Source organism: Bradyrhizobium sp. HKCCYLRH3099, assembly GCF_051167855.1.
Lineage (GTDB): Bacteria > Pseudomonadota > Alphaproteobacteria > Rhizobiales > Xanthobacteraceae > Bradyrhizobium.
On sequence record NZ_JBNPTW010000007.1, the window covers coordinates 248,321 to 268,870 of the forward strand.

Genomic DNA, 20,550 nt, shown 5'->3' on the forward strand with positions numbered 1-20,550 from the left:
CATGCGGCTGGTTTCAGGACGATGCTCTCGCTTCGCCATGAAGCCGTGGGCGTTAGTTGCGACGCGGCCTCCGCACATTCAGTGTCATCCCGGCGAACGCCGGGATCCATAACCACCGCGCTTCATGGTTGGCTGCGCTGTCAGCTGCAGCCTGCCCCAAACCGCATCCTGGGAGTATGGGTCCCGGATCGGCGCCCGCCAACGCTGTTGCGTTGTCGGGCTTGTCCGGGACGACACCAGTTTTTATTCGAGCTCACCGGTCATCGAGGCGCGAGCGCGCGATCGTTTTTTGGATTGCGCAGCAGTCGCAGCAAACTCCGTCGCTTGCCATCTGATTGACAATCCGACATCAGCGTGTGCCGGATGACTCCGGCGGCGGGTCGCTCGGCCCAGTCCATCACGGGAAACACGATGGCTCTCGACACCTGGCTCTTGTTCCTGCTCACGAGCATCGGCATTTCGCTGACACCCGGGCCGAACGGCCTGCTCGCGCTGACGCACGGTGCGCTGCACGGCGGGCGCCGGACGCTGTTCACGATCACCGGCGGACTGATCGGTTTCGCCCTCATCATGGCGCTGTGCATGTTCGGCATCGGCGCGCTCGTGCAATCCTCGATCACCTTGCTGGTCATCCTCAAATGGGTCGGCGGGCTCTATCTCGCCTGGCTCGGCATCAGACTGTGGCGCTCGCCGCCGGTGGCGGTCGACTTCGGCCGCGAGAAGGTGACCGCCACCGGGCCTTCGCTGTTTCGCGCGGGCTTCCTCACCGCCGCGACGAACCCGAAATGCCTGCTGTTCTTCAGCGCGCTGCTGCCGCAATTCATCGATCCCGCCCGCAGCCTCGGCCTGCAATTCGCGATCGTGGCCGTGACCTATACGATCACCGAGTTCATCACCGAGGTCGCCATCGCCAGTGCGGCCGCCCGCGTCAGGCCGTGGCTCGCGCGGGTCGGCCGGCGGTTCAATCAGGTGTGCGGCGGTATCTTCGTCGCCGTCGGTCTCGCCCTGCCGCTGCGCAGCGCCTGAGTGCGGATGCCGGAGGGATTTGAGGGGGCCGTCGAGAACATGCTGCGAGCACGCGGGCCACTGGCGGCCTTGGGGCAGGGGTGGCGGGGTCACAGGCCAGCGGCAAAGCGTGCGGTGTGTCGGAAAGAGGGCCTTGGTCCTTCAAAAATCTGCTAAGACACCCACCTGAGATCTGATCCGACCCGGAAGTCCGCATGAGTTCCCGCGACGACCTGCCGCCAAAGCCTGATTCCCTGACCGAAGTCCCCCCGGAAAGCCACCACGGGTTGATGTTTCGGTTCCGAAACTATTTCCTGACCGGCCTCGTCGTCGCCGGCCCCGTCGCCATCACCCTCTACATCACCTGGTGGTTCGTGACCTGGGTGGACGGGCTGGTGCGCCCGTTCGTTCCGCTCGCCTACCGGCCTGAGACCTACCTGCCGTTCGGCGTGCCCGGGTCCGGGCTGATCGTTGCCGTGATCGGCCTGACGCTGCTCGGCTTCCTCACCGCCAACCTGATAGGCCGCACGCTGGTCGATCTCGGAGAGCGGCTGCTGGGACGGATTCCTGCGGTGCGCGCCGTCTACCGCGGCCTCAAGCAGGTGTTCGAGACGCTGTTCTCGGGCAAGGGCTCCAGCCTGCGCCGCGTCGGTCTCGTCGAGTTCCCGTCGCCCGGCATGTGGTCGATCGTGCTGATCTCGCAGCCGCCGAGCGAGGAGGTCGCGAACCGGCTGCCTGGCGACGAGGAGCAGATCTCCGTGTTCCTGCCCTGCGCGCCGAACCCGACCACCGGTTTCTTCTTCTATCTGCCGAAGAGCAAGATCATCGAGGTCGACATGAGCGCCGAGGATGCGGCGACCTTGATCATGTCCTGCGGCGTGGTGCAGCCAGGATCTGATCAGCAGAAGAAGGTCGCCGCGCTCGCGAGCACGGCCAACGCCGCCCGCATTGCCAACGCAGCGGCCCAACAGCCATCGCCGAAGCTGGAGCCGGAACCGGCCAAGGTCGACTAAACGAGCGTTTCCGAAGCCCCAGCACAGCGATCATGTCACCCCAGGCTGTCATCGTCCGCGAAAGCGGACGATCCAGTACGCCGTGACATCTCGGTGAATCTCTCACCTCGCGGAGTACTGGATGCCCCGCTTTCGCGGAGCATGCAGCGGTGGCCAGAACGCGCCCCGAAGACAACCTGTTTCAAGGAAGCGTTCGTCCTGGACCTTCGCATGCTTCAGCCCGCATCCTGCGGAACGAAGACGCGCAGGCGATGCCCGTCCGGATCGAGCGCGACGAAGGTCGTGCCGAAATCCATCCGCGTCGGCTCTTGAATGATCGGCAGGCCGCGAGCCTTCCAGTCCCGGTGCAGGCCTTCGACCTCGGCGACATCACCGACAGCGAATGCGACCTCGCCACAGCCCGGTCCGCCAGCGGCCGCCGGCTCGACCGTGTGCCGTGACCACAAGCCCAGCATCACGCCCTCGCGCAGCGGCAGCATCGCAAAGGTCGGCGACTGCTCCAGCACGGGCCGGTCGAGCAGGCCCGAATAGAACGCCGCGCTGTTCGGCGGGTTGTCGACATAGAGGATCAGGAAGTTGAAGTCGGGCATGGGTGTGTCTCCGCTGTCAGCGCCGGCGTCGGCGCTTCGGCGACGGACTTAGCGCGGCCTCCTGCCAGATCTTGTCAGCAGTGTTTTCTGACGTGCGGCCAGCGAGCAGTCGTGCGGAGAGCGGTGCTTTGCACCGCATGATGATGCCGCGAAGGCACAGCCTTTCGCCGTCCGCGGCCCTACAACCTAGGGTCGGTGGTGTCCTAATCCGCCGCTATGGAAACATCAGACAAACAAAAGTAAGGCGTAGGGAGTCGCGTGATGAGGCGTATGAGTCAGGCGTCGTTGGTGGGGGCGATCGTGCTGTCGGGGGCGTGGCTGCAACAGACGGAACCGGCATCGGCCCAAACAACCTACACGCGCATTCAAGCTTTCGGTGACAGCTACGCCGACACGGGCAATCTCTGGACCTTCACCGGCGGTCTCGGCAAGCTGCCGCTGTATCCGACGGGCCGCTTCAGCGGCGGCACCAATTTCGTCGATACGACCTCGGCGCTGCTCGGCATTCCCCAGCTCAACTACGCGATCGGCGGCGCGACCAGCGGCACCACCAATGTCGCCGGTCCCGGCATTCCCGGCTTTGTCCAGGAGTGGAGCGGGTTGACCGGCTTCTCCGGCAGGATCTCGTCGACCGACCTCGTCGAGATCTCGATCGGCGGCAATGATGCGCGGGCCTATTATCGCGCGGGCGGCTCGTTCGCCGGCGCGCCGGTCGCGGCTGCCGTAACCGCGCAGCAGGCGATGACCGGCATCAACGCACTGGTCGGCGCCGGCGCGCGCAGCATCGTGTTCACGGCCGGCGATGTCAGCACGCTGCCGGAAGCCGTCGGCAACGCCAATGCCCCGACCGGCAAGCTCTACAGCACGACCTACAATGCACTGATGCAGGCCTCGCTCGCGGGCGTCGCGCGCTCCGGCGTGCGCGTCGAATATGTCGACACTAGCCTGATCGGCTCGCTGATCCAGGCCAATCCGTCTCGCTACGGCTTCAGCAATGTCGGCGCCTGTCCAGTCGCCTGCATCGGCAATCCTGCGCTGCAGAACCAGTATCTGTTCTATGTCGACGGCGTGCACCTGACCTCGCACGGCTTCGAGGTGCTGGGCCAGTACATCGTCAACCGCCTCAACGCGCCGCTGACCTTCGCCCCGCAAGGGGACGTGGCGTCGATCACCGCGATGGGCTTTGCCTCGACCCTGTTCGGCAAGCTCGATCAGTTCCGCGAGACCGCGGGCTTTTCGCCGTCGACGATGAATTCCTATGCGGCTGTCACCAAGGCGCCCTATGTGAAAGCGCCGCCGCTCGCGGCGGTCAATCCGTGGTCGTTCTACATGCAGGGAAATGGCGGGATCAGCGACCGGCAGGGCAACGTCGCCGCAAACGGCTTCAATCTCGACAGCGTCGGCGGCACCATCGGAGTCGAATATCGCCTGTCGGCGAACGCGATGCTCGGCACCGCGTTCGACTATTCCAACCCGAAGGCGCGGCTGTTCGGCAATGCCGGCACGACGGATGCGAACTCCTATCAGTTCGGATTCTACGGCGCCTGGGCCAGCAGCAACCTGTTTGCCCAGGGCCTCGCCACGATCGGCCATCAGGATTTTCGCAACACCAGGCCGGGCGTGGTCGACACCATCACCTCGAACCCCGGCGGCACGACCTTCGTCGTCGCCGGCAAGGCCGGTTATCTGTTTGACGCCGGTGCGGCCAAGCTCGGTCCGATCGGCGGGCTGACCTATGCGCGGGCCAAGGTCGACGGCTTTACCGAGGCCGGCGATCCCGCGCTGACGCTGAGCGTCGGTTCGCAGACGGCGGAGACCCTGGTCGGCAGCGTCGGCGTGCAGTTGCGGACGCCGTTCCAACTGCAGGGCGCGACGATCAATCCGTATCTCAACCTGACGCTCGACGACGACCTCATCGGCAATGGCCGCCTGATCCAGTACAGCGCGACCTCGGCGCCCGTGATCGTCAACAATTGGACCGTCCCGAACAGCACTTCGCACAATGTCTATGGGCGCGTGAGTGCCGGGGTCGTGGCGCCGTTCTGGAGCAACGTCGCGTTGACGGCGAACGTCTCGCGGACCATCGGCCGCACCGGCGGCGACGATTTCTTCGGCAGCGGCGGCTTGAAGATCTCGTTCTGAGCTCGGTCGGAGCAGCAGGCGCTGGGGGGCGCGACTGCCGCTACGGCCAGGGTGAGGGGCAGTCCGGAAGGGCTGCCCCTCCGTTTTCGCGTGTTCCGTTTCGTCATCGAAGCCGGATAGTGTTTCGGGAGCATCGTCGGAATCGGAGTTGTCCTCATGCCCCCCAGCATTGCCGTGATCGCGCCCGGCGCCATGGGCAGCGCCATCGCCGCTCGCCTCGCCGAGCATGGCTGCAAGATCCTGACCTCGCTGGAGGGCCGTAGCGCCGCGACGCAGGCGCGGGCGGCGGCTTCCGGAATGATCGGCGCCAGCGAGGCCGAGATCGCTGCGGCCGACATCATCCTGTCGATCGTGCCGCCGGGCGAAGCCGTGGCGCTCGCCGAGCAGCTCGCCACCGCCATCAATCGGAGTGCAAAGAAGCCCGTCATCGTCGACTGCAACGCCGTCAACGTCGAGACCATCCGAAGGATCGAGGACATCGTACTGTCCTCGGGCGCCCGCCTGGTCGACGCCGCCATCATCGGACTGCCGCCGAAGCCGGGCACGAAGGGCCCTGCGTTCTATGTTAGCGGTGAGACGGCGGCCGATGTCGCCGTGCTCGGGCAGCTCGGGCTGGACTTGCGCATGATCGAGGGGCCGATCGGTGCGGCGTCGGCGCTGAAGATGTCCTATGCGGGCATTAACAAGGGCCTGACGGGATTGGGGGCCGCCATGGTGCTGGCCGCCACGCGCGCCGGCGCTGCGGATGCGCTGCGCGACGAGCTCGCGCTCAGCCTGCCGCACGTCCAGGCGCGGCTCGGCAGCGCGCTGCCGGACATGTTGCCGAAGGCCTATCGCTGGGTCGCCGAGATGCGCGAGATCGCAGGCTTTCTCGGCGATGATCATCCGGCGGCGCTGATCTACGAGGGGTTTGCGCGGCTGTTCGAGCACATTGCGGCGGACGTGCAGGGCGAGGGGACGGAGGCGGCGCAGCTTGTGGCGTTCGCGGAAAGCTGCAAGGGGAAGTGAGCCTTCATCTCACTTCGTCGTACCGGGCAAGCTGCGATGCGCAAAGCGCGTCGCGGCGCAGATCCGGAACACATACTCCGCGGCGCCTGTGAGGCGCGAAAAAGCCAATGGCCCGCCTGCCTCAAACTGCTGCCTGGGGGTATGGGTCCCGGCTCGGAGGCCGGGACGACAGCGGAGTTCGTTGAGGCACTTTCGGCCAGACTACCCCGCCGTCAGCAGCGGGATCGCCTCGTCGCGTTCGTAGAGGTACAGCAGACAGCGCAGCGCCTCGCTGCGCGGGCCCTTCAGCTTGGGATCCTCTTTGAGGATCCGCAGCGCCTCGTCGCGGGCCTGGGTGATCAGCTGCGCGTGCACCTCGGGCCGCGCGATGCGATAGCCGGGCAGGCCGCTCTGGCGGATGCCGAGCACGTCGCCTTCGCCGCGCAGCTTCAAATCTTCCTCGGCGATGCGGAAGCCGTCGGTGGTCTCGCGGATGACCGCGAGCCGGGCCTTCGACATCTGGCCGAGCGGCTCGTGGTAGAGCAGGATGCAGGTCGATGCTTCCGAGCCGCGGCCGATGCGGCCGCGCAGCTGGTGCAACTGGGCGAGGCCGAAACGCTCGGCGTTCTCGATCACCATGATGCTCGCCGCGGGCACGTCGACGCCGACCTCGACCACCGTCGTGGCGACGAGCAGCCGCAGCTCATGGCCTGCGAAGCGGCCCATGACGTCGTCCTTCTCGCTGCCCTTCATCTTGCCGTGGACGAGCCCGACGCGCTCGCCAAAACGCTCGCGCAGGCTTTCGTAGCGGTCGGTGGCATTGGTGAGATGATCGATGCCCTCGGCCTCGGATTCCTCGACCAGCGGGCAGATCCAGTACACCAGCTTGCCAGCGTCGAGCGCGCGGCCGACGGCGTCAATCACCTCCGTGCGGCGAGTGTCGGCCACGGCGCGGGTGTCGATCGGCTGCCGGCCGGCCGGTTTCTCGCGCAGCTCGGAAATGTCCATGTCGCCGAAATAGGTCAGGACCAGCGTGCGTGGGATCGGCGTGGCCGACAGCACGAGCACGTCGACGGCCTCGCCCTTCGACGTCAGCGCCAGTCGCTCGCGGACGCCGAAGCGGTGCTGCTCGTCGACGATGGCAAGCGCGAGCGATCTGAAGACGACGTCATCCTGGATCAGCGCGTGGGTGCCGACCAGCAGGTCGATCTCGCCGGCCTCGAGCCGGGCGAGGATGTCGCGGCGCTCCTTGCCCTTCTCGCGGCCGGTGAGAATGGCGACGTTCATGCCGGCGCGCTCGGCGAGCGGCGCGATGGTCTTGGCGTGCTGCCGCGCCAGGATCTCGGTCGGCGCCATCAGCGCCGCCTGCTTGCCGGCCTCGGCCACCGCGGCCGCGGCGAGCAGCGCGACCACGGTCTTGCCGGAGCCGACATCGCCCTGCAGCAGGCGGAGCATGCGCACCGGCTTTTCGAGATCGGCCGCGATCGCCTCGATCGCCTGGGCCTGCGAGTTCGTCAGCGCATAGGGCAGGGCGTCGATGATCCGGCGGCGCAGCCGGCCGTCGCCGGCATGACGGTTGCCGGCCGGGCGGCGCAGTTGCGCGCGCACCAGCGCCAGCGCCAATTGCCCGGCGAGCAATTCGTCAAAGGCAAGCCGTGACCAGAACGGATTTTCGGGAAGGATATCCGTCAGCTCCTGCGGCACATGCACCCGCGTCAGCGCCTCCCGCAACGGCGGGAAGTTGCAGCGGCTCAGCACCTCCGGGCTGATCCATTCCGGCAGCTCCGGCAGCTTGGTCAGAGCCGCCGCGATCGCCCGCCGCAGCGAGCCGAGCGCGAGGCCTTCGGTCAGCGGATAGACCGGGTCGATTCCTGACAGTTTGGCAAACGCAGCTTCATCCAGAATGGGGTGGGGATGCACGATCTGCGGCACGCCGTCATACATCTGCACCGTGCCGGAGACGTAGCGCTTGGCGCCGACGGGCAGGATCTTCTCGATGTAGTCGCCCTTGGGCCGAAAAAAGGTCAGCACGACATCGCCGGTCTCGTCGCTGGCGTAAACCAGATAGGGCGCGCGGGCGTTCCGCGACGGACGATGGCGATCGACCGTCACCTCCAGGGTCACGACCGTGCCGACCTCGACGTCGCGCACCTTGGGCCGGTTGCGGCGGTCGATGACCGAGGCCGGAAGGTGCAGCAGCAGGTCGACCAGCCGCGGCGTTTCGCTGCAGCTCAGCAGGTAGCGCAGCAGCTTGTCCTGCTTCGGGCCAACTCCGGAGAGGGTGGTGACCGGTGTAAACAGCGGGTTGAGGATGGCAGGGCGCATGGGCGGTACTTAAAGCCGTCTCGGTCGGTCTCGTCCGGCTTTCTGTCGGGAATCCACGAAAAAGTGCACGCTACAAGAGGTTTAGCCGCCGAAGCGATTGCACGAATTCATCGTCGAGGGTGTCGAGCCACAGGATGCATTCCTCGGGGTTCACTGCGATGCCTTCGCTTGCAAGCTGAATGAAATCGGGCGGTACCCAGGCGACCAGATAGTTGGCGTCGTGTTGACCCTTGCTGCCGTCGGTCCGGTCATACGTTCTGGTATTTCCAACCATCCACACCCAGGTGTCGTAGGGAGGGATGTTGTTGACGTCGAAAAATCCGCGCGATTGGTCCTGTGCGGTACCGCACGCCAGATTGTCGTCCGGGAAATAGGCAACGAGCCGACCTCCGCACAGATCGCTCACGGCCGTGAGGTCACGTTGTCCGATCGATCGCAGGCGTCCCCATCGCCGATGCGCGACGGCGAACACTTGGTGGGATTGGGATGCGAGGTCCTGGCAGTCCGGCCGACATGTTCTCAGGGACGTATCCGGCTGCGACATGCTCCCCGCGACCGTACACCAGGCGATCGTTTCCGTCAGCCGCTCGATGAAGCGCTTCTGGTCATGGGGGTGATCGAGCGATTCCGCCATCGGTTCATCCTGTGCTTTCGGTCAGGGGGCGTTCCACCCATCATAGTCTTGACGAAGCCGTTTCAGGCCAAGAATCTATGCAAATCAACGGTCTACCCCTTCGAGAATGGTTGCTGACTTCGATCCTGCCCGACGCTATATGACCTTGGCCCGGCAGCATGTCCGGGCTTTTGGCGTTTCGACTTGCAGGGCAATTTCAATGACCGGGACCACTCGTTCGAGCCAAGGCCTCAACGACCGCCGCAAGCGGCTGCTGTTCCGCTGCTGGCATCGCGGCACCCGTGAGATGGATCTGATTCTCGGCCGCTTTGCCGACGCCGAGATCGGGACACTGACCGAAAGCGAGCTCGACCAGCTCGAACAGCTCCTGGAGGTCTCCGACCCCGACTTCTACGCCGCGATCACCGGCGCCCGGCCGCTGCCGCCCGAGCAGACGCCGGCGCTGTTCGAACGCATCAAGAGCTTCCGCGCGGTGGACGCCGATTGATGAAGAGTCCGGTCAAGTCGCCCGCCGAGCATCTCGCGCCGGGGCGTGCGCTCACGCTCGCCAATGTCGCCGAGGGCGCCGAGGGGCTCGTCGTCTCTGACCTCGCGCGTGCGATCGCCGCCAGGCCGAAGCCGCCGGCGGTCAGCCTCGCCGTGGTCTGCCGCGACGGCAACCGGATGCAGCAGCTGGCGCGGGCGCTCGACTTCTTCGCGCCTGATCTGCCCGTCATGCAGTTCCCGGCGTGGGACTGCCAGCCTTATGACCGCGTATCGCCGCATGGCGGCATCCTGGCCCAGCGCGTCACGACCCTGGCGCGGCTGTCGCGCCTCGCCGGCAGCGACAAGCCGCTGATCGTGCTGACCACGGTCAACGCCATCGTCCAGCGCGTGCCGTCGCGCGACACCATGGCAGGGCAGGCGCTGTCGGTCGCGCCAGGCCATGTCGTGCCGATGGATTCGGTGGTCGCGTGGCTGGAGCACAACGGCTACGTCCGGGCCTCGACTGTCCGCGAGAGCGGCGAATATGCTGTGCGCGGCGGCATCCTCGACCTCTTCCCCGCCGGCCTCGACCAGCCGGTGCGCTTCGACTATTTCGGCGACAGCCTGGAGTCGATCCGCACGTTCGATGCCGAGACGCAGCGCACCCTGCTCGACATGCGCTCGCTCGATCTCGTGCCGGTCTCCGAATTCCAGCTCGTCACCGACACCATCCGCCGCTTCCGCATGGGCTATGTCGCCGAGTTCGGCGCGCCCGACCGCGACGATGCGCTGTATGAGGCCGTCAGCGAAGGCCGCCGCTATCCCGGCATGGAGCACTGGCTGCCGCTGTTCCACGACAAGATGGAGACGCTGTTCGACTACCTGCCGAACACGCCGATCGTGATCGAGCCGCAGGGCGAGGACGCGGCGCGGGAGCGCTTCAAGCAGATCATCGACTATTACGACGCACGACGCGAGGCGATGGAGCATCCTGGCGGCGGCGCGATCTACAAGCCGCTGACGGTCGACCGGCTGTATCTGACGTCCACGGAGTGGGCCGAGCGGCTCGCCGCTGTTCCGCTCGCGAAGGTGACGCCGTTCGCCGTGCCCGAGGGCGCCGGCGTCGTCGACATCGGCGCGCGGGCCGGCCGCAACTTCGCGCCGGAGCGCAACGACGCCGCGGTCAACGTATTCGAGGCCGTGGTGGCCCACGTTCAGGCGCTGCAATCTCTGCGCAAGAAGGTCGTGATCGCGCTGTGGAGCGAAGGCTCGCGCGACCGCATGGCCTCGATGTTGAAGGACCACAAGCTGATCCACGTCACCAGCGTCAACACCTGGCGCATGGTGCAGGCGACGCCGCGCAACGAGACCATGCTGGCGGTGCTGGGCCTGGAGACCGGCTTCGAGACCGACCAGATCGCGGTCATCTCCGAGCAGGACATCCTCGGTGACCGCCTGGTGCGGCCGCGCCGCGCCAGCCGCAAGCTCGACAATTTCATCTCGGAGGTCACGAGCCTCGCCATCGGCGACATCGTCGTGCATGTCGACCACGGCATCGGCCGCTTCGTCGGCTTGCAGACCCTCGAAGTGGCCGGCGCGCCGCACGACTGTCTCGAGCTGCGCTATGCCGGCGAGACCAAGCTGTATCTGCCGGTCGAGAACATCGAGCTGCTGTCGCGCTACGGCTCCGACCAGACCAATGTCGAGCTCGACAAGCTCGGCGGCTCGGGCTGGCAGACGCGCAAGGCCAAGCTCAAGAACCGCATCCGCGAGATGGCCGGCGAGCTGATCAAGATCGCTGCCGAACGCATGCTGCACGAGGCGCCGAAGATGCCGGTGCAGGCCGGCCTCTATGACGAGTTCTGCGCCCGCTTTCCCTATGACGAGACCGAGGATCAGCTCGCCGCGATCCAGGCGACGCTCGGCGATCTCGAAGCGGGACGGCCGATGGATCGCCTCGTCTGCGGCGACGTCGGCTTCGGCAAGACCGAGGTCGCGCTGCGCGCGGCCTTCGCGGTCGCGCTCGACGGCAAGCAGGTCGCCGTCGTCGTGCCGACCACGCTGCTCGCGCGCCAGCACGCGAAGACGTTCACCGAGCGCTTCAAGGGCTTTCCGGTCAACGTCGCCCAGGCCTCGCGGCTCGTCTCAACCAAGGAGCTCAACCAGGTCAAGAAGGGCCTCACCGACGGCTCGGTCGACATCGTCGTCGGCACCCATGCGCTGCTCGGCAAGACCGTCAAGTTCCGCGACCTCGGCCTCGTCATCGTCGACGAGGAGCAGCATTTTGGCGTCAGCCACAAGGAGCGGTTGAAGCAACTGCGCGCCGAGGTCCACGTGCTGACGCTGTCGGCGACGCCGATCCCGCGCACCTTGCAGCTGGCGCTGACCGGTGTGCGCGAGCTGTCGATCATCGCCTCGCCGCCGGTCGATCGCCTGGCCGTGCGTACCTTCGTCGCGCCGCATGATCCCGTGATGATCCGCGAAGCGTTGTTGCGTGAGCGCTATCGCGGCGGCCAGGCGTTCTATGTCGTGCCGCGCATCGATGATCTCGCCGAGGTCAAGGAGTTCCTCGACAAGACCGTGCCGGAGATGAAGGTCGCGGTCGCGCACGGCCAGATGGCGCCGACCGTGATCGAGGACATCATCTCGGCGTTCTACGACGGCAAGTTCGACATCCTGCTGTCGACCACCATCGTCGAATCCGGCCTCGACATTCCCCGTGCCAACACGCTGATCGTGCACCGCGCCGACATGTTCGGCCTGGCGCAGCTCTACCAGCTGCGCGGCCGCGTCGGCCGCTCCAAGCTGCGCGCCTATGCGCTGTTCACCCTGCCGTCGACCCACAAGGTCAGCGCGCAGGCCGAGAAGCGGCTCGGCGTGCTGCAGTCGCTGGAGACACTCGGCGCCGGCTTCCAGCTCGCCAGCCACGATCTCGACATCCGCGGCGCCGGCAATCTCTTGGGCGACGAGCAGTCCGGCCACATCAAGGAGGTCGGCTTCGAGCTCTATCAGTCGATGCTGGAGGAGGCGATCGAGAACCTCAAGGCCGGCATCACCGAGCCGACCGTCGACCGCTGGTCGCCGCAGATCACGATCGGCATGCCCGTGCTGATCCCCGAGGACTACGTCTCCGATCTCTCGGTGCGGCTGTCGCTCTACCGCCGCCTCGCCGATCTCGAGACCGACGAGGAGATCGAGAATTTCGCCGCCGAGCTGCGCGACCGCTTCGGCAAGCTGCCGGACGAGACGCGCTATCTGTTCAAGGTCGCCGCGATCAAGAACTACTGCCGGAGAGCCAATGTCGAGAAGGTCGACGCCGGCCCGAAGGGCGCCGTCATCGCCTTCCGCGACAACAGCTTTGCGTATCCGGATCGTCTTGTCGCCTTCATCAAGCGCCACGGCCAGGCCGCCAAGGTACGCCCCGACATGAAGGTGGTGTTCCTGCAGGTCTGGGAGACGCCGGAGGAGCGGCTGGCGGGCACGACGGATATTCTCAAGGAGCTGGCGGAGCTCGCGGAGAAGAAGAAGGCGGCGTAACACGCCGCCGGGCCGCCATCACCGAAGCTGCCAGCCGAAATGCAATGCAAGGCTGGCGATCAGAAACACGGACACGATCGCCACGACGCTGACCCAATCAGTCTCCTCGCAGGATTGCCGGTTCCGCATGACGCATGCTCCGCTTCGTTGGATGCCTCGAGCGATCGTCGATTGCAGCAGACGAGTTGGGCAAATGCGCGATCTCAACATGCACGTATTGGGCTGAGATCGTGATCAGGGAAAACGGTCCGTAGGATGGGCAAAGCGGCCGCCGTGCGGCATCGTGCCCACTGTCGTGCGGCATGGCGCGTCGTGAGATGGTGGGCACGGCGCTATCTGATAGCTCGTCTGTGGCGAGACCGTGCATGCGCCTTTGCCCACCCTACGGTCCAGCATCATTGGGTAGACGCGAGCTGATAACTCCAAGCGTCATTGCGAGCGTAGCGAAGCAATCCAGAGTCCCGTTGACGCCCCTGGATTGCTTCGCTGCGCTCGCAATGACGTGGGGCTAGGAGCGGCGCCTCAAACTTACGACGCCGCGCGTTGGGCCTCGCCGTAGACGCGGGCCAGCAGCGTCCGCGCGGTGTCGTTCGGCTGCAGCGCTGCGACGGTGATCGATGGCTCCGAGCGCGTGTCACGCTTGCCGTGCGAAGTGTGGCGCATCACGCTGGAGAGGCGGCGGGCGATGGCATGGGCGGAGCGCAGGTCGGTCTCGGCGAACACGACGACGACGGAGCCGTTGTCCTCGTGGGTGCCGAAATCCATCCGGCGCATCAGGCGGCTGATGATGCGGGCGCCGTCATATTGCGCGCGCGGGTTGACCGGATCGAAGGCGAAGCGGGCGACGGCCAGGCTGCCGCCGCTCTTCTGGGTCTGGCTGACGGCGGTGGCGAAATCGCGGGCGAAGGCGTTGCGGGTGAGAAGGCCCGTTTGCGGATCGAGCATGCCGCCGGCTTCGATCGCGCGCAGGGTGCGATTGAGGCGGCTCTCGAAGGCATGCTGGCGGATCAGCGGCAAAGCATGCGCCGCGATGCGCTGTGGATCGCCGGCGATGATCTCGAGATTGGCGAGCTCCTGGAACGGCGCCGGCTGGTTGGCGGTGACGACGACGCCGAGATTGCGGAAGCGGGTGTCCTCGGCGAGCACCGCGAGGAAGGCATCGACCACCCGCGGCGAAAACCCTTCGCCGAGCACGATGCCGTCGATGTCGCGGCTCGACAGATGCTTGGCGGCGGCCTCGATGCTGAGCGCGCCGACCACGGCCATGCGCTCGCCGAGCGCGACGGACAATCCGGGCATCGAGGCGCCGCGGCCGAGCAGCAGCACGGTCGCGTCATTGAGCGGATCGGTGTCGGGCAGCACAGCGTCCGGCGACTTCTTCTCGTCGAGCCGACGCAGCACCATCGTGTGCAGCGTGCGGATGCGCAGCGCCGCGCGCAGCCGCGCCAGCAGCCGCTCATGATTGTCGCTGCCGTGCAGAGGAATCGCGTTGTCGGGCAGCACGGTATCGCCCGGATCGATCGCGATCATCGGAATATAGGGTCCTCGCGCACTGACATGGCGCGACAGCGCTGCGATGTCGGCCTCGTCGGCACCGTCGATGACAGCAAGCACGGCCGCGGGTTGCATCCGGGCGATCGCGCCGGACGCATCGCCCCAGCGGGCTTCGGCGGTGGGGAGAATTTGCGCTGCGGCGAGAGCCGCCGTCAGCGAAGGCCGCGTGGACTTGGAGACGATGAGAAGCGGGCCTTGTTGGGACATCAAGGAGAACTCAGGATACGCGGACGATACGTCGCGATCCTAGGTCTCTCCCGTTAACGCGGCGTCAATCCTGTTCCAGAGACGCCGGTTCCGCATTTGCCCGGACGGCAGTTTCAGCCGCCCGAGCTGGCTCGGTCGCGGAAGGCCTCGACCATCAGCGGGTTGAGTCCGAGCTCGGCCAGGGCTTCGCGGGCGCGGGCATTGTCCATCGCACGCCCCGCGAGGCGGTGGCCGCTGAGCCGGTCGGGCAGGGCGGTCAGCAGCGCGCCCTGGCCAAGGCGGCGCGACCATTCGTGCAGGTCCTGCGCGAGGAAGCGGTAGCCGCCGACAGCCATCACGCCGGCCGGCGGCGCGGTGATCGAGATCGTGTCATGGGCGCGATCGAGCCGGACGGCATATTCGGTGTCGACGAAATCGCGCGGCGGCGCCGGCATCAGCGAGTCGCTCGGCGGGGGCGGCGGCGCATAGGCGGCAACCACGACCATCGGTCCGCGCAGGCCCAGCGTGCCCTTGGGCGTGACCAGGATCTCGCCGGCGATCGACGATCCCGCCTGTTCGCGCGGAGCCCCCTGGCGTCCCGGCTTGACCGGCCCCGGGCTGCCATCGGCCGACGTGCGCCGAATTGCGAACAGGCCGGCTTCGCCGAACAGATAGACATCGGTCATTTCGATGTCGCGCGTCTTCCACGACGGGCTCGACGCCACCTGCTCCGGCGCGCGCCACATGCCGAGCACGTAGCGCAGATTGGGCAGCCGGACGGCGAGATCGCCCTCGTCGAGCCGCAGGGCGAGCTGGGCGGGAACAATCAGCGTGTCGCAGCCGAGCTGCTGGAGCTGCTGCTCCATCGCCTCGGAATCGAACGGGTGATGCAGCGCGAGGCTGCCGCCGGACAGCAACCACGTGACGACGGAGGCGGCGAGGCCGGCAAAGGATGACGGCAGGAACGCCGACATCATGTTCACGCCCTGCGGCAGATCGCTCTCGAGCGAAACCGCGAGACCGCCGGCGATGAGGCTGAGATGGGTGCGCGGCACGGCGCGGAAGCCGTCCGGGGTGACATCGAAGGAGACGATCGCGGCCTTGCGGCCATCCGGCATCAGTCCGCGCGTCGACCGCGACGGTTTGGCGATCGACTGGTCGAGCGAGTACATGCCCTCCGGCAGGTCGTTGCCGAAACCGCAGACATGGCGGATGGAGAAGGCTTCGGCCGCGGCGTTCATCGCCAGGTCGGCATGGACGACGCCGTCGATCTTGGCCATCGTCACGATCGCCCGGGCACTGGTGCGGTTCAGCGCCGCCACCAGCTCCGACTGCCGCCACAACAGCGGAAACACGGCCACCACAAGACCGGCGCGATGCGCGGCCAGAACCGTGAGCACGAACTCGATGGTGTTGGGCAGTTGAACCGCGATCACCGAATGCGCGGGCAGGCCGGCGTCGATGAAATGCGCCGCGAGCGCCGAGATGACGCGATCGGCTTCCGCATAGGTCAGGCGCATCGGAGGCCGACCGGTGACGCGCTGCTTGTTGATCGGATCGATCAACGCCACCGCATCCGGCTTGCGCGCCAGGATGCGTTGAAACAACGCGTCGAGCGTCGGCGACGTATTGGCCTGATTCACCTGTTGCCCCGTACTTTCACGGACCCGGCCGACCAACTGCCCCGGTTGGTCATTTGGTTGCCGGCTCCGGCCGCTGCCACCAGCTCTCCGGGAGCGCTCCCGTCAAGGCTGTCCTCTTGGGCCGTTCTATACGATTCCACCGAGCGATCCATTCCTCGGCGGCATTGAGCACTGGAATAGCGTAGAACCCCGCCATCAGGGTACGGTCCAACGCGCGAACCGTCGAGATAAATTCGGGCCTGTCGCGGGCCCGCAACAGCGCCGCGATCATCGCGTCGATCGCCGGGTCCTTGGCGCCCATGTAGTTCCGTGTTCCGGTCCGGTCGGCGGCCTCGCTGCCCCAGTAGAACGCCTGCTCATTGCCGGGCGACAGCGACTGGTCCCAGCGGTTCTGGATCATGTCGAACTCGAAGCTCAGGCGGCGCTGGTCGAATTGCACGGGATCGACGACCCGGATCGAAGCCGCGATGCCGGCGCGCTTGAGGCTGCCGGCATAGGCGAGCGCGATGCGTTCCTGGTCGCGCGTCGTCACCAGGATCTCGAAGGCGAGCGGCCCGCGCGTCGTCCGGTGCCGCAACACCGTGCCGTCGAGGCCGTAGCCGGCCTCAGCCAGCAGATCGAGCGCGGCCTTCAGCGTCGCGCGGTCGCGCCCCGAGCCGTCGGTGACCGGCAGGCGATAGCTGCCGTCCATGATGTCGGCGGGGATTTGCGCGCCGAAGGGCTTGAGAAGCTCGCGCTCGACGGCTTCGGCGGGGCGGCCATAGGCCGATAGCTCGGAGCCTGCGAAATAGCCGCCGCTGCGGCGGTACAGGCCGAAGAAGTAGTTGCGATTGATCCACTCGAAGTCGAACAGCAAGGTCAAGGCCCGGCGGACCCTGATATCGGCGAACACCGGCCGGCGCGTGTTGAACACCAGGAACTGCGAGGGCTGCGGCGTGCCGGAGGTGATGCTGTCGCGGATGACCTCGCCGTTGCGCGCCGCCGGGAAATCGTAGCCGTCGTGCCAGCGCAACGGCTCGGTCTCGATGCGGAAGTCGTAGAGCCCGCGCTTGAAGGCTTCGAATTGGCCGTTCGATTCGCGGTAATAATCGAGCCGGACCTCGTCGAAGTTCCACAAGCCGCGATTGACCGGCAGATCGCGACCCCAATAGTTCGGATTGCGGGTCAGGGTGACGCTCGATCCCGGCTGCACTGCCGTGACGCGATAGGGGCCGGACCCGATCGGCGGCGCCATCGTCGTCTCCTCGAAGCTCGCGACGTCGGTGGCGTGCTTCGGCAGGATCGGCATCAGCCCCAGGATCAGCGGCAGTTCGCGATCTTCGCTGCCGCCGAAGTCGAACCGGATCGTCAGCGGATCGAGCACATCCGCCCGCGCCACCTTGGAATAGAACTGCCGGTGGTTGGGACGGCCGTGATCGCGCAGCAGCGCGAAGGAGAACGCGACATCCTCGGCGGTCACCGGCCGGCCATCGGAGAAGCGGGCGCGGGGGTCGATGCGGAAGGTGACGAACGTCCTGCGCTCGTCGGTTTCGACGCTCCTGGCCAGCAGGCCATAGAGCGTGAACGCCTCGTCATTGCCGCGCGTCAGCAGGCTCTCGACCACATGGGACCGAATTTGCTGCACTGCAATGCCGCGCACGATGAACGGGTTCAGGCTATCGAACGTGCCGAGCAGCCCCCACACCAGGCGGCCGCCCTTCGGCGCATCCGGGTTCGCATAGGGCATGTGATCGAAGCCGGCCGGCAGGGCCGGGTCGCCGTGCATGGCGATCGCCGCAGTTTCGGCCGCGTTTGCCTTGGAAGTGTAGATCGGCGGCAACAGCGCCAGGATCAGCGCGCTTGTGCACGCAGCCACGCTCAACCTGCGCTGCAGCATCAGGACGAAGGCGCAAGCATTTGATTCGGAACAGCTCACGAGGGGCTTTTACCACAGCCTCGCCAGCGCTAGACCGCAGCCGCGACACGGTCTCGCGGCATTGATTCTTCCGCATACCGCGTTAAGAAGGCGGGCGATTGAGTTACGGCGGCAACGCCTGTCACTTAACCGCCTCATTTCCTGAGGAGACAGCCGCTTCGACGGCTTGGTTGGCGCCTTTGGCGGTCTCGGGCGCTGCCGTTCAGAAAGGGTTTTCCGCAATGAATTTCCGTGACTTGGCCTCGTCGGTTGGGCCGCGTGGGCGGCTCGTCGCCCTGCTGGCGGTCACCGCGCTGGCCGTTTCGTTCGCCTCCGAGGCGCAGTCGCAGGCCCAGCCGCCCGCCGCGCCCAAGGCGAAAGCTCCGGCTGCCGCTCCCAAGGCTCCCGCTCCGGCCGCGCAGGCTCCTGCCGGCGCGCCTCCGGCGGCGGGCCAGCAGCAGGCCCAGCAGCAGCAGGAGATGCCGCAGCTGATCTACGCGCCCTGGACCAAGTTCTGCCTGAAGGGCCAGGACGCCAACGCCAAGCAGGTCTGCTTCATCGGCAAGGACGGCCGCATCGAGTCCGGTCAGCCGGTGGTTGCTGCCGTGATCATCGAGCCGGAAGGCGAGCCGAAGAAAATCCTGCGCGTGACCCTGCCGCTCGGCATGCAGCTGCAGCCCGGCACCCGCATCGTGATCGACAACAATCAGTTCATGGAAGGCAAGTACGTCATCTGCTTCCAGAACGGCTGCATGTCGGACTACGAAGCGACGCCTGATTTCGTGAACAGCCTGAAGAAGGGCCAGACCCTGTACGTGCAGGCGATCAACTCGAACGGCACCGCGCTGACGTTGCCGCTGCCGCTGCAGGAAGGCAACAGCAGCTTCGCCAAGGCCTATGACGGCCCGCCGACCGATCCGAAGCAGTTCGAAGAGACGCAGAAGAAGCTGCAGGAAGAGCTGCAGAAGCGCGCCGAGGAGCAGCGCAAGAAGCTCGAGCAGACGCAAGGCTCTCAGCCGCAGGCGAAGCAGTAAGCGCTGCCGCGACACTCCATCAAATCAAAAGGCGCTCCGGTTGGAGCGCCTTTTTTGTTGATGCCAGCGAATGTGCGTCGAGGGCAGGGCAGGCAGGTCAAGCTCGACCGCGGACCGTCCTCAGTTCAGCAGGGGGTTGCGCGGACGATAGCCGCCCGCCTTGTCCTTGACGAAGATCTCGGCCACCTGGGAATGCCGGATCGGTTCGCCGGACTCGTCGGGGACGAGGTTCTGCTCGGACACGTAGGCGACGTATTCGGATTCGGCGTTCTCGGCGAGCAGATGGTAGAACGGCTGGTCCTTGTGCGGCCGGACCTCTTCGGGGATCGACAGCCACCACTCCTCGGTGTTGTTGAACTCGGGGTCGATGTCGAAGATCACGCCCCGGAACGAGAACACTCGGTGCCGGACGATCTGGCCGATCTGAAACTTGGCAGTTCGCGCTTTGATCATTCTAGTCGAATAGACCAGGACGGGGAGCGATGCTAGTGCCCGATACGCGGATTTAATCTAGAGATTGCCGATTCGCGTCGTGATCTGACGCCCCCGCATTCCAGGCCCTGGCGGGCCGCCCCCCGAGCGCCATGTTCGACATTCTCAATCTGGCCCTGCCGTATTTCGGCGTCGTCTTCATAGGCTTCGCCTGCGGTAAATGGCGGAGGCTGCCGGAATCCGGGCTCGCCTGGATGAACTTCTTCCTGCTCTACGTGTCGCTCCCGGCGCTGATGTTCAACCTCATCGCGCGGACGCCGTTTGCCGAGCTGAGCAACCCGCCATTCCTGGTTGCAACCACGCTCGCGACGATGCTGACCTTTGCGCTGGCGCTGCTGCTCGGGAAGGTCATCGGCCGGCTGTCGCTCCGCGAGGCGACCATGGCCGGCCTCGCCGGCGGCTACGGCAATATCGGCTATATGGGCCCGGGGCTGGCGCTGTCCGTGCTCGGGGCCAAGGCGGCGGCGCCGACCGCGCTGATCTTCTGCTGCGACAGCATCTTCCTGTTCACGATCGTGCCGCTGCTGGTGGAACTGACCGAGCGGGACCATGCCTCGGTCGGGCATGCCCTGCGCACCGTGCTGCTGCAGATCCTGCAGAACCCGCTGATCATGGCGACCGCCGCGGGCATCGTTGCGGCGGCGCTTCAAATCCATCCGCCGACCGTGCTCGATCGCACGCTGCAGTTCCTGCAGAATGCCGCGGCGCCGACCGCGCTGTTCGCGCTGGGTGTCACTGTGGCGCTGCGGCCGTTCGAGCGGCTGCCCTGGGAAGTGCCGGTCCTCACGGTGGTGAAGCTCGTGATCCACCCGCTGATCTCGTTCGGCCTGATGCTGCTGTTCGGGCCGTTCGCGCAGCCATGGGCCGCGACCGCGGTGCTGATGGCCGCGCTGCCGCCGGCGCTCAATGTGTTCGTGATCGCGCGCCAGAACGACAGCTGGATCGAGCCGGCCTCGTCGGCGGTGCTGATCGGCACCTTCGCCTCGGTGGTCACCTTGACCAGCGTGATGTGGCTGATCCAGAGCGGCCGGCTGGTGTTTCCCTGATCG

At 66.3% G+C, this 20,550-nt stretch carries 15 protein-coding genes; 8 read left to right on the plus strand and 7 right to left on the minus strand.

Annotated features, from left to right (window positions below; genetic code table 11):
- Positions 1–411 precede the first annotated feature (411 nt).
- Together ACQR1Y_RS16970 and ACQR1Y_RS16975 are read left to right on the plus strand one after the other, a co-directional pair.
- Complete coding sequence (locus ACQR1Y_RS16970) at positions 412–1,026, plus strand: LysE family translocator (RefSeq protein WP_434875986.1); 615 nt, start codon at positions 412–414, stop codon at positions 1,024–1,026.
- A 194-nt stretch (positions 1,027–1,220) separates the two neighbouring features.
- Positions 1,221–2,018, plus strand: coding sequence for a DUF502 domain-containing protein (locus ACQR1Y_RS16975; RefSeq protein WP_434860790.1), 798 nt, complete (start codon positions 1,221–1,223; stop codon positions 2,016–2,018).
- A gap of 215 nt (positions 2,019–2,233) precedes the next feature.
- On the opposite strand, the gene ACQR1Y_RS16980 is transcribed toward ACQR1Y_RS16975, so the two are convergent.
- Entirely contained in the window at positions 2,234–2,608 is a 375-nt protein-coding gene (locus tag ACQR1Y_RS16980; protein WP_434860789.1) for a VOC family protein, read from the minus strand.
- A gap of 261 nt (positions 2,609–2,869) precedes the next feature.
- On the opposite strand from ACQR1Y_RS16980, the gene ACQR1Y_RS16985 reads away from it, so the two are divergent.
- Complete coding sequence (locus tag ACQR1Y_RS16985) at positions 2,870–4,750, plus strand: autotransporter domain-containing protein (RefSeq protein WP_434875987.1); 1,881 nt, start codon at positions 2,870–2,872, stop codon at positions 4,748–4,750.
- A 156-nt stretch (positions 4,751–4,906) separates the two neighbouring features.
- Complete coding sequence (locus ACQR1Y_RS16990; RefSeq protein WP_434875988.1) at positions 4,907–5,758, plus strand: DUF1932 domain-containing protein; 852 nt, start codon at positions 4,907–4,909, stop codon at positions 5,756–5,758.
- Positions 5,759–5,959: 201 nt separating this feature from the next.
- Here the strand turns inward: ACQR1Y_RS16990 and recG are convergent, their stop codons facing one another.
- Together recG and ACQR1Y_RS17000 are read right to left on the minus strand one after the other, a co-directional pair.
- Positions 5,960–8,062 carry an ATP-dependent DNA helicase RecG gene (gene recG / locus ACQR1Y_RS16995; RefSeq protein WP_434875989.1) on the minus strand — a complete coding sequence of 701 codons (2,103 nt, stop codon included), beginning with the start codon at positions 8,060–8,062 and terminating at the stop codon, positions 5,960–5,962.
- Between the two features lie 70 nt (positions 8,063–8,132).
- Positions 8,133–8,696, minus strand: a complete 564-nt coding sequence (locus tag ACQR1Y_RS17000) for a hypothetical protein (RefSeq protein ID WP_434875990.1) — start codon at positions 8,694–8,696, stop codon at positions 8,133–8,135.
- Positions 8,697–8,895: 199 nt separating this feature from the next.
- On the opposite strand from ACQR1Y_RS17000, the gene ACQR1Y_RS17005 reads away from it, so the two are divergent.
- On the plus strand, positions 8,896–9,183 hold the full coding sequence (locus ACQR1Y_RS17005; RefSeq protein WP_434875991.1) for a succinate dehydrogenase assembly factor 2: 288 nt from the start codon (positions 8,896–8,898) through the stop codon (positions 9,181–9,183).
- Positions 9,183–12,698, plus strand: a complete 3,516-nt coding sequence (mfd, locus tag ACQR1Y_RS17010) for a transcription-repair coupling factor (protein WP_434875992.1) — start codon at positions 9,183–9,185, stop codon at positions 12,696–12,698. Before ACQR1Y_RS17005 ends, mfd begins: the two co-directional genes overlap by 1 nt.
- A 528-nt stretch (positions 12,699–13,226) precedes the next feature.
- Here the strand turns inward: mfd and ACQR1Y_RS17015 are convergent.
- The 3 genes from ACQR1Y_RS17015 to ACQR1Y_RS17025 all read right to left on the minus strand — a co-directional run bounded on the left by ACQR1Y_RS17015 (position 13,227) and on the right by ACQR1Y_RS17025 (position 17,957).
- On the minus strand, positions 13,227–14,459 hold the full coding sequence (locus tag ACQR1Y_RS17015; protein ID WP_434860783.1) for a GGDEF domain-containing protein: 1,233 nt from the start codon (positions 14,457–14,459) through the stop codon (positions 13,227–13,229).
- Between the two features lie 113 nt (positions 14,460–14,572).
- Complete coding sequence (locus tag ACQR1Y_RS17020; RefSeq protein WP_434875993.1) at positions 14,573–16,117, minus strand: AMP-binding protein; 1,545 nt, start codon at positions 16,115–16,117, stop codon at positions 14,573–14,575.
- Positions 16,118–16,130: 13 nt separating this feature from the next.
- Positions 16,131–17,957: an extracellular solute-binding protein gene (locus tag ACQR1Y_RS17025; RefSeq protein WP_434875994.1), complete on the minus strand. Its 1,827-nt coding sequence runs from the start codon at positions 17,955–17,957 to the stop codon at positions 16,131–16,133.
- Positions 17,958–18,217: 260 nt separating this feature from the next.
- On the opposite strand from ACQR1Y_RS17025, the gene ACQR1Y_RS17030 reads away from it, so the two are divergent.
- Entirely contained in the window at positions 18,218–19,009 is a 792-nt protein-coding gene (locus ACQR1Y_RS17030) for an invasion associated locus B family protein (RefSeq protein ID WP_434875995.1), read from the plus strand.
- Positions 19,010–19,129: 120 nt separating this feature from the next.
- Here the strand turns inward: ACQR1Y_RS17030 and hspQ are convergent, their stop codons facing one another.
- Positions 19,130–19,462 carry a heat shock protein HspQ gene (gene hspQ / locus ACQR1Y_RS17035; protein WP_434860780.1) on the minus strand — a complete coding sequence of 111 codons (333 nt, stop codon included), beginning with the start codon at positions 19,460–19,462 and terminating at the stop codon, positions 19,130–19,132.
- Between the two features lie 131 nt (positions 19,463–19,593).
- On the opposite strand from hspQ, the gene ACQR1Y_RS17040 reads away from it, so the two are divergent.
- Entirely contained in the window at positions 19,594–20,547 is a 954-nt protein-coding gene (locus ACQR1Y_RS17040) for an AEC family transporter (protein WP_434875996.1), read from the plus strand.
- Positions 20,548–20,550: the final 3 nt, after the last annotated feature.

Excerpts from the sequence above, each read along its gene's own strand:
- ACQR1Y_RS16970 (WP_434875986.1), top strand. The coding sequence starts at position 412 with ATGGCTCTCGACACCTGGCTCTTGTTCCTGCTCACGAGCATCGGCATT.
- ACQR1Y_RS16975 (WP_434860790.1), top strand. The coding sequence starts at position 1,221 with ATGAGTTCCCGCGACGACCTGCCGCCAAAGCCTGATTCCCTGACCGAA.
- ACQR1Y_RS16980 (WP_434860789.1), bottom strand. The coding sequence starts at position 2,608 with ATGCCCGACTTCAACTTCCTGATCCTCTATGTCGACAACCCGCCGAAC.
- ACQR1Y_RS16985 (WP_434875987.1), top strand. The coding sequence starts at position 2,870 with ATGAGGCGTATGAGTCAGGCGTCGTTGGTGGGGGCGATCGTGCTGTCG.
- ACQR1Y_RS16990 (WP_434875988.1), top strand. The coding sequence starts at position 4,907 with ATGCCCCCCAGCATTGCCGTGATCGCGCCCGGCGCCATGGGCAGCGCC.
- recG (WP_434875989.1), bottom strand. The coding sequence starts at position 8,062 with ATGCGCCCTGCCATCCTCAACCCGCTGTTTACACCGGTCACCACCCTC.
- ACQR1Y_RS17000 (WP_434875990.1), bottom strand. The coding sequence starts at position 8,696 with ATGGCGGAATCGCTCGATCACCCCCATGACCAGAAGCGCTTCATCGAG.
- ACQR1Y_RS17005 (WP_434875991.1), top strand. The coding sequence starts at position 8,896 with ATGACCGGGACCACTCGTTCGAGCCAAGGCCTCAACGACCGCCGCAAG.
- mfd (WP_434875992.1), top strand. The coding sequence starts at position 9,183 with ATGAAGAGTCCGGTCAAGTCGCCCGCCGAGCATCTCGCGCCGGGGCGT.
- ACQR1Y_RS17015 (WP_434860783.1), bottom strand. The coding sequence starts at position 14,459 with ATGTCCCAACAAGGCCCGCTTCTCATCGTCTCCAAGTCCACGCGGCCT.
- ACQR1Y_RS17025 (WP_434875994.1), bottom strand. The coding sequence starts at position 17,957 with ATGCTGCAGCGCAGGTTGAGCGTGGCTGCGTGCACAAGCGCGCTGATC.
- ACQR1Y_RS17030 (WP_434875995.1), top strand. The coding sequence starts at position 18,218 with ATGAATTTCCGTGACTTGGCCTCGTCGGTTGGGCCGCGTGGGCGGCTC.
- hspQ (WP_434860780.1), bottom strand. The coding sequence starts at position 19,462 with ATGATCAAAGCGCGAACTGCCAAGTTTCAGATCGGCCAGATCGTCCGG.
- ACQR1Y_RS17040 (WP_434875996.1), top strand. The coding sequence starts at position 19,594 with ATGTTCGACATTCTCAATCTGGCCCTGCCGTATTTCGGCGTCGTCTTC.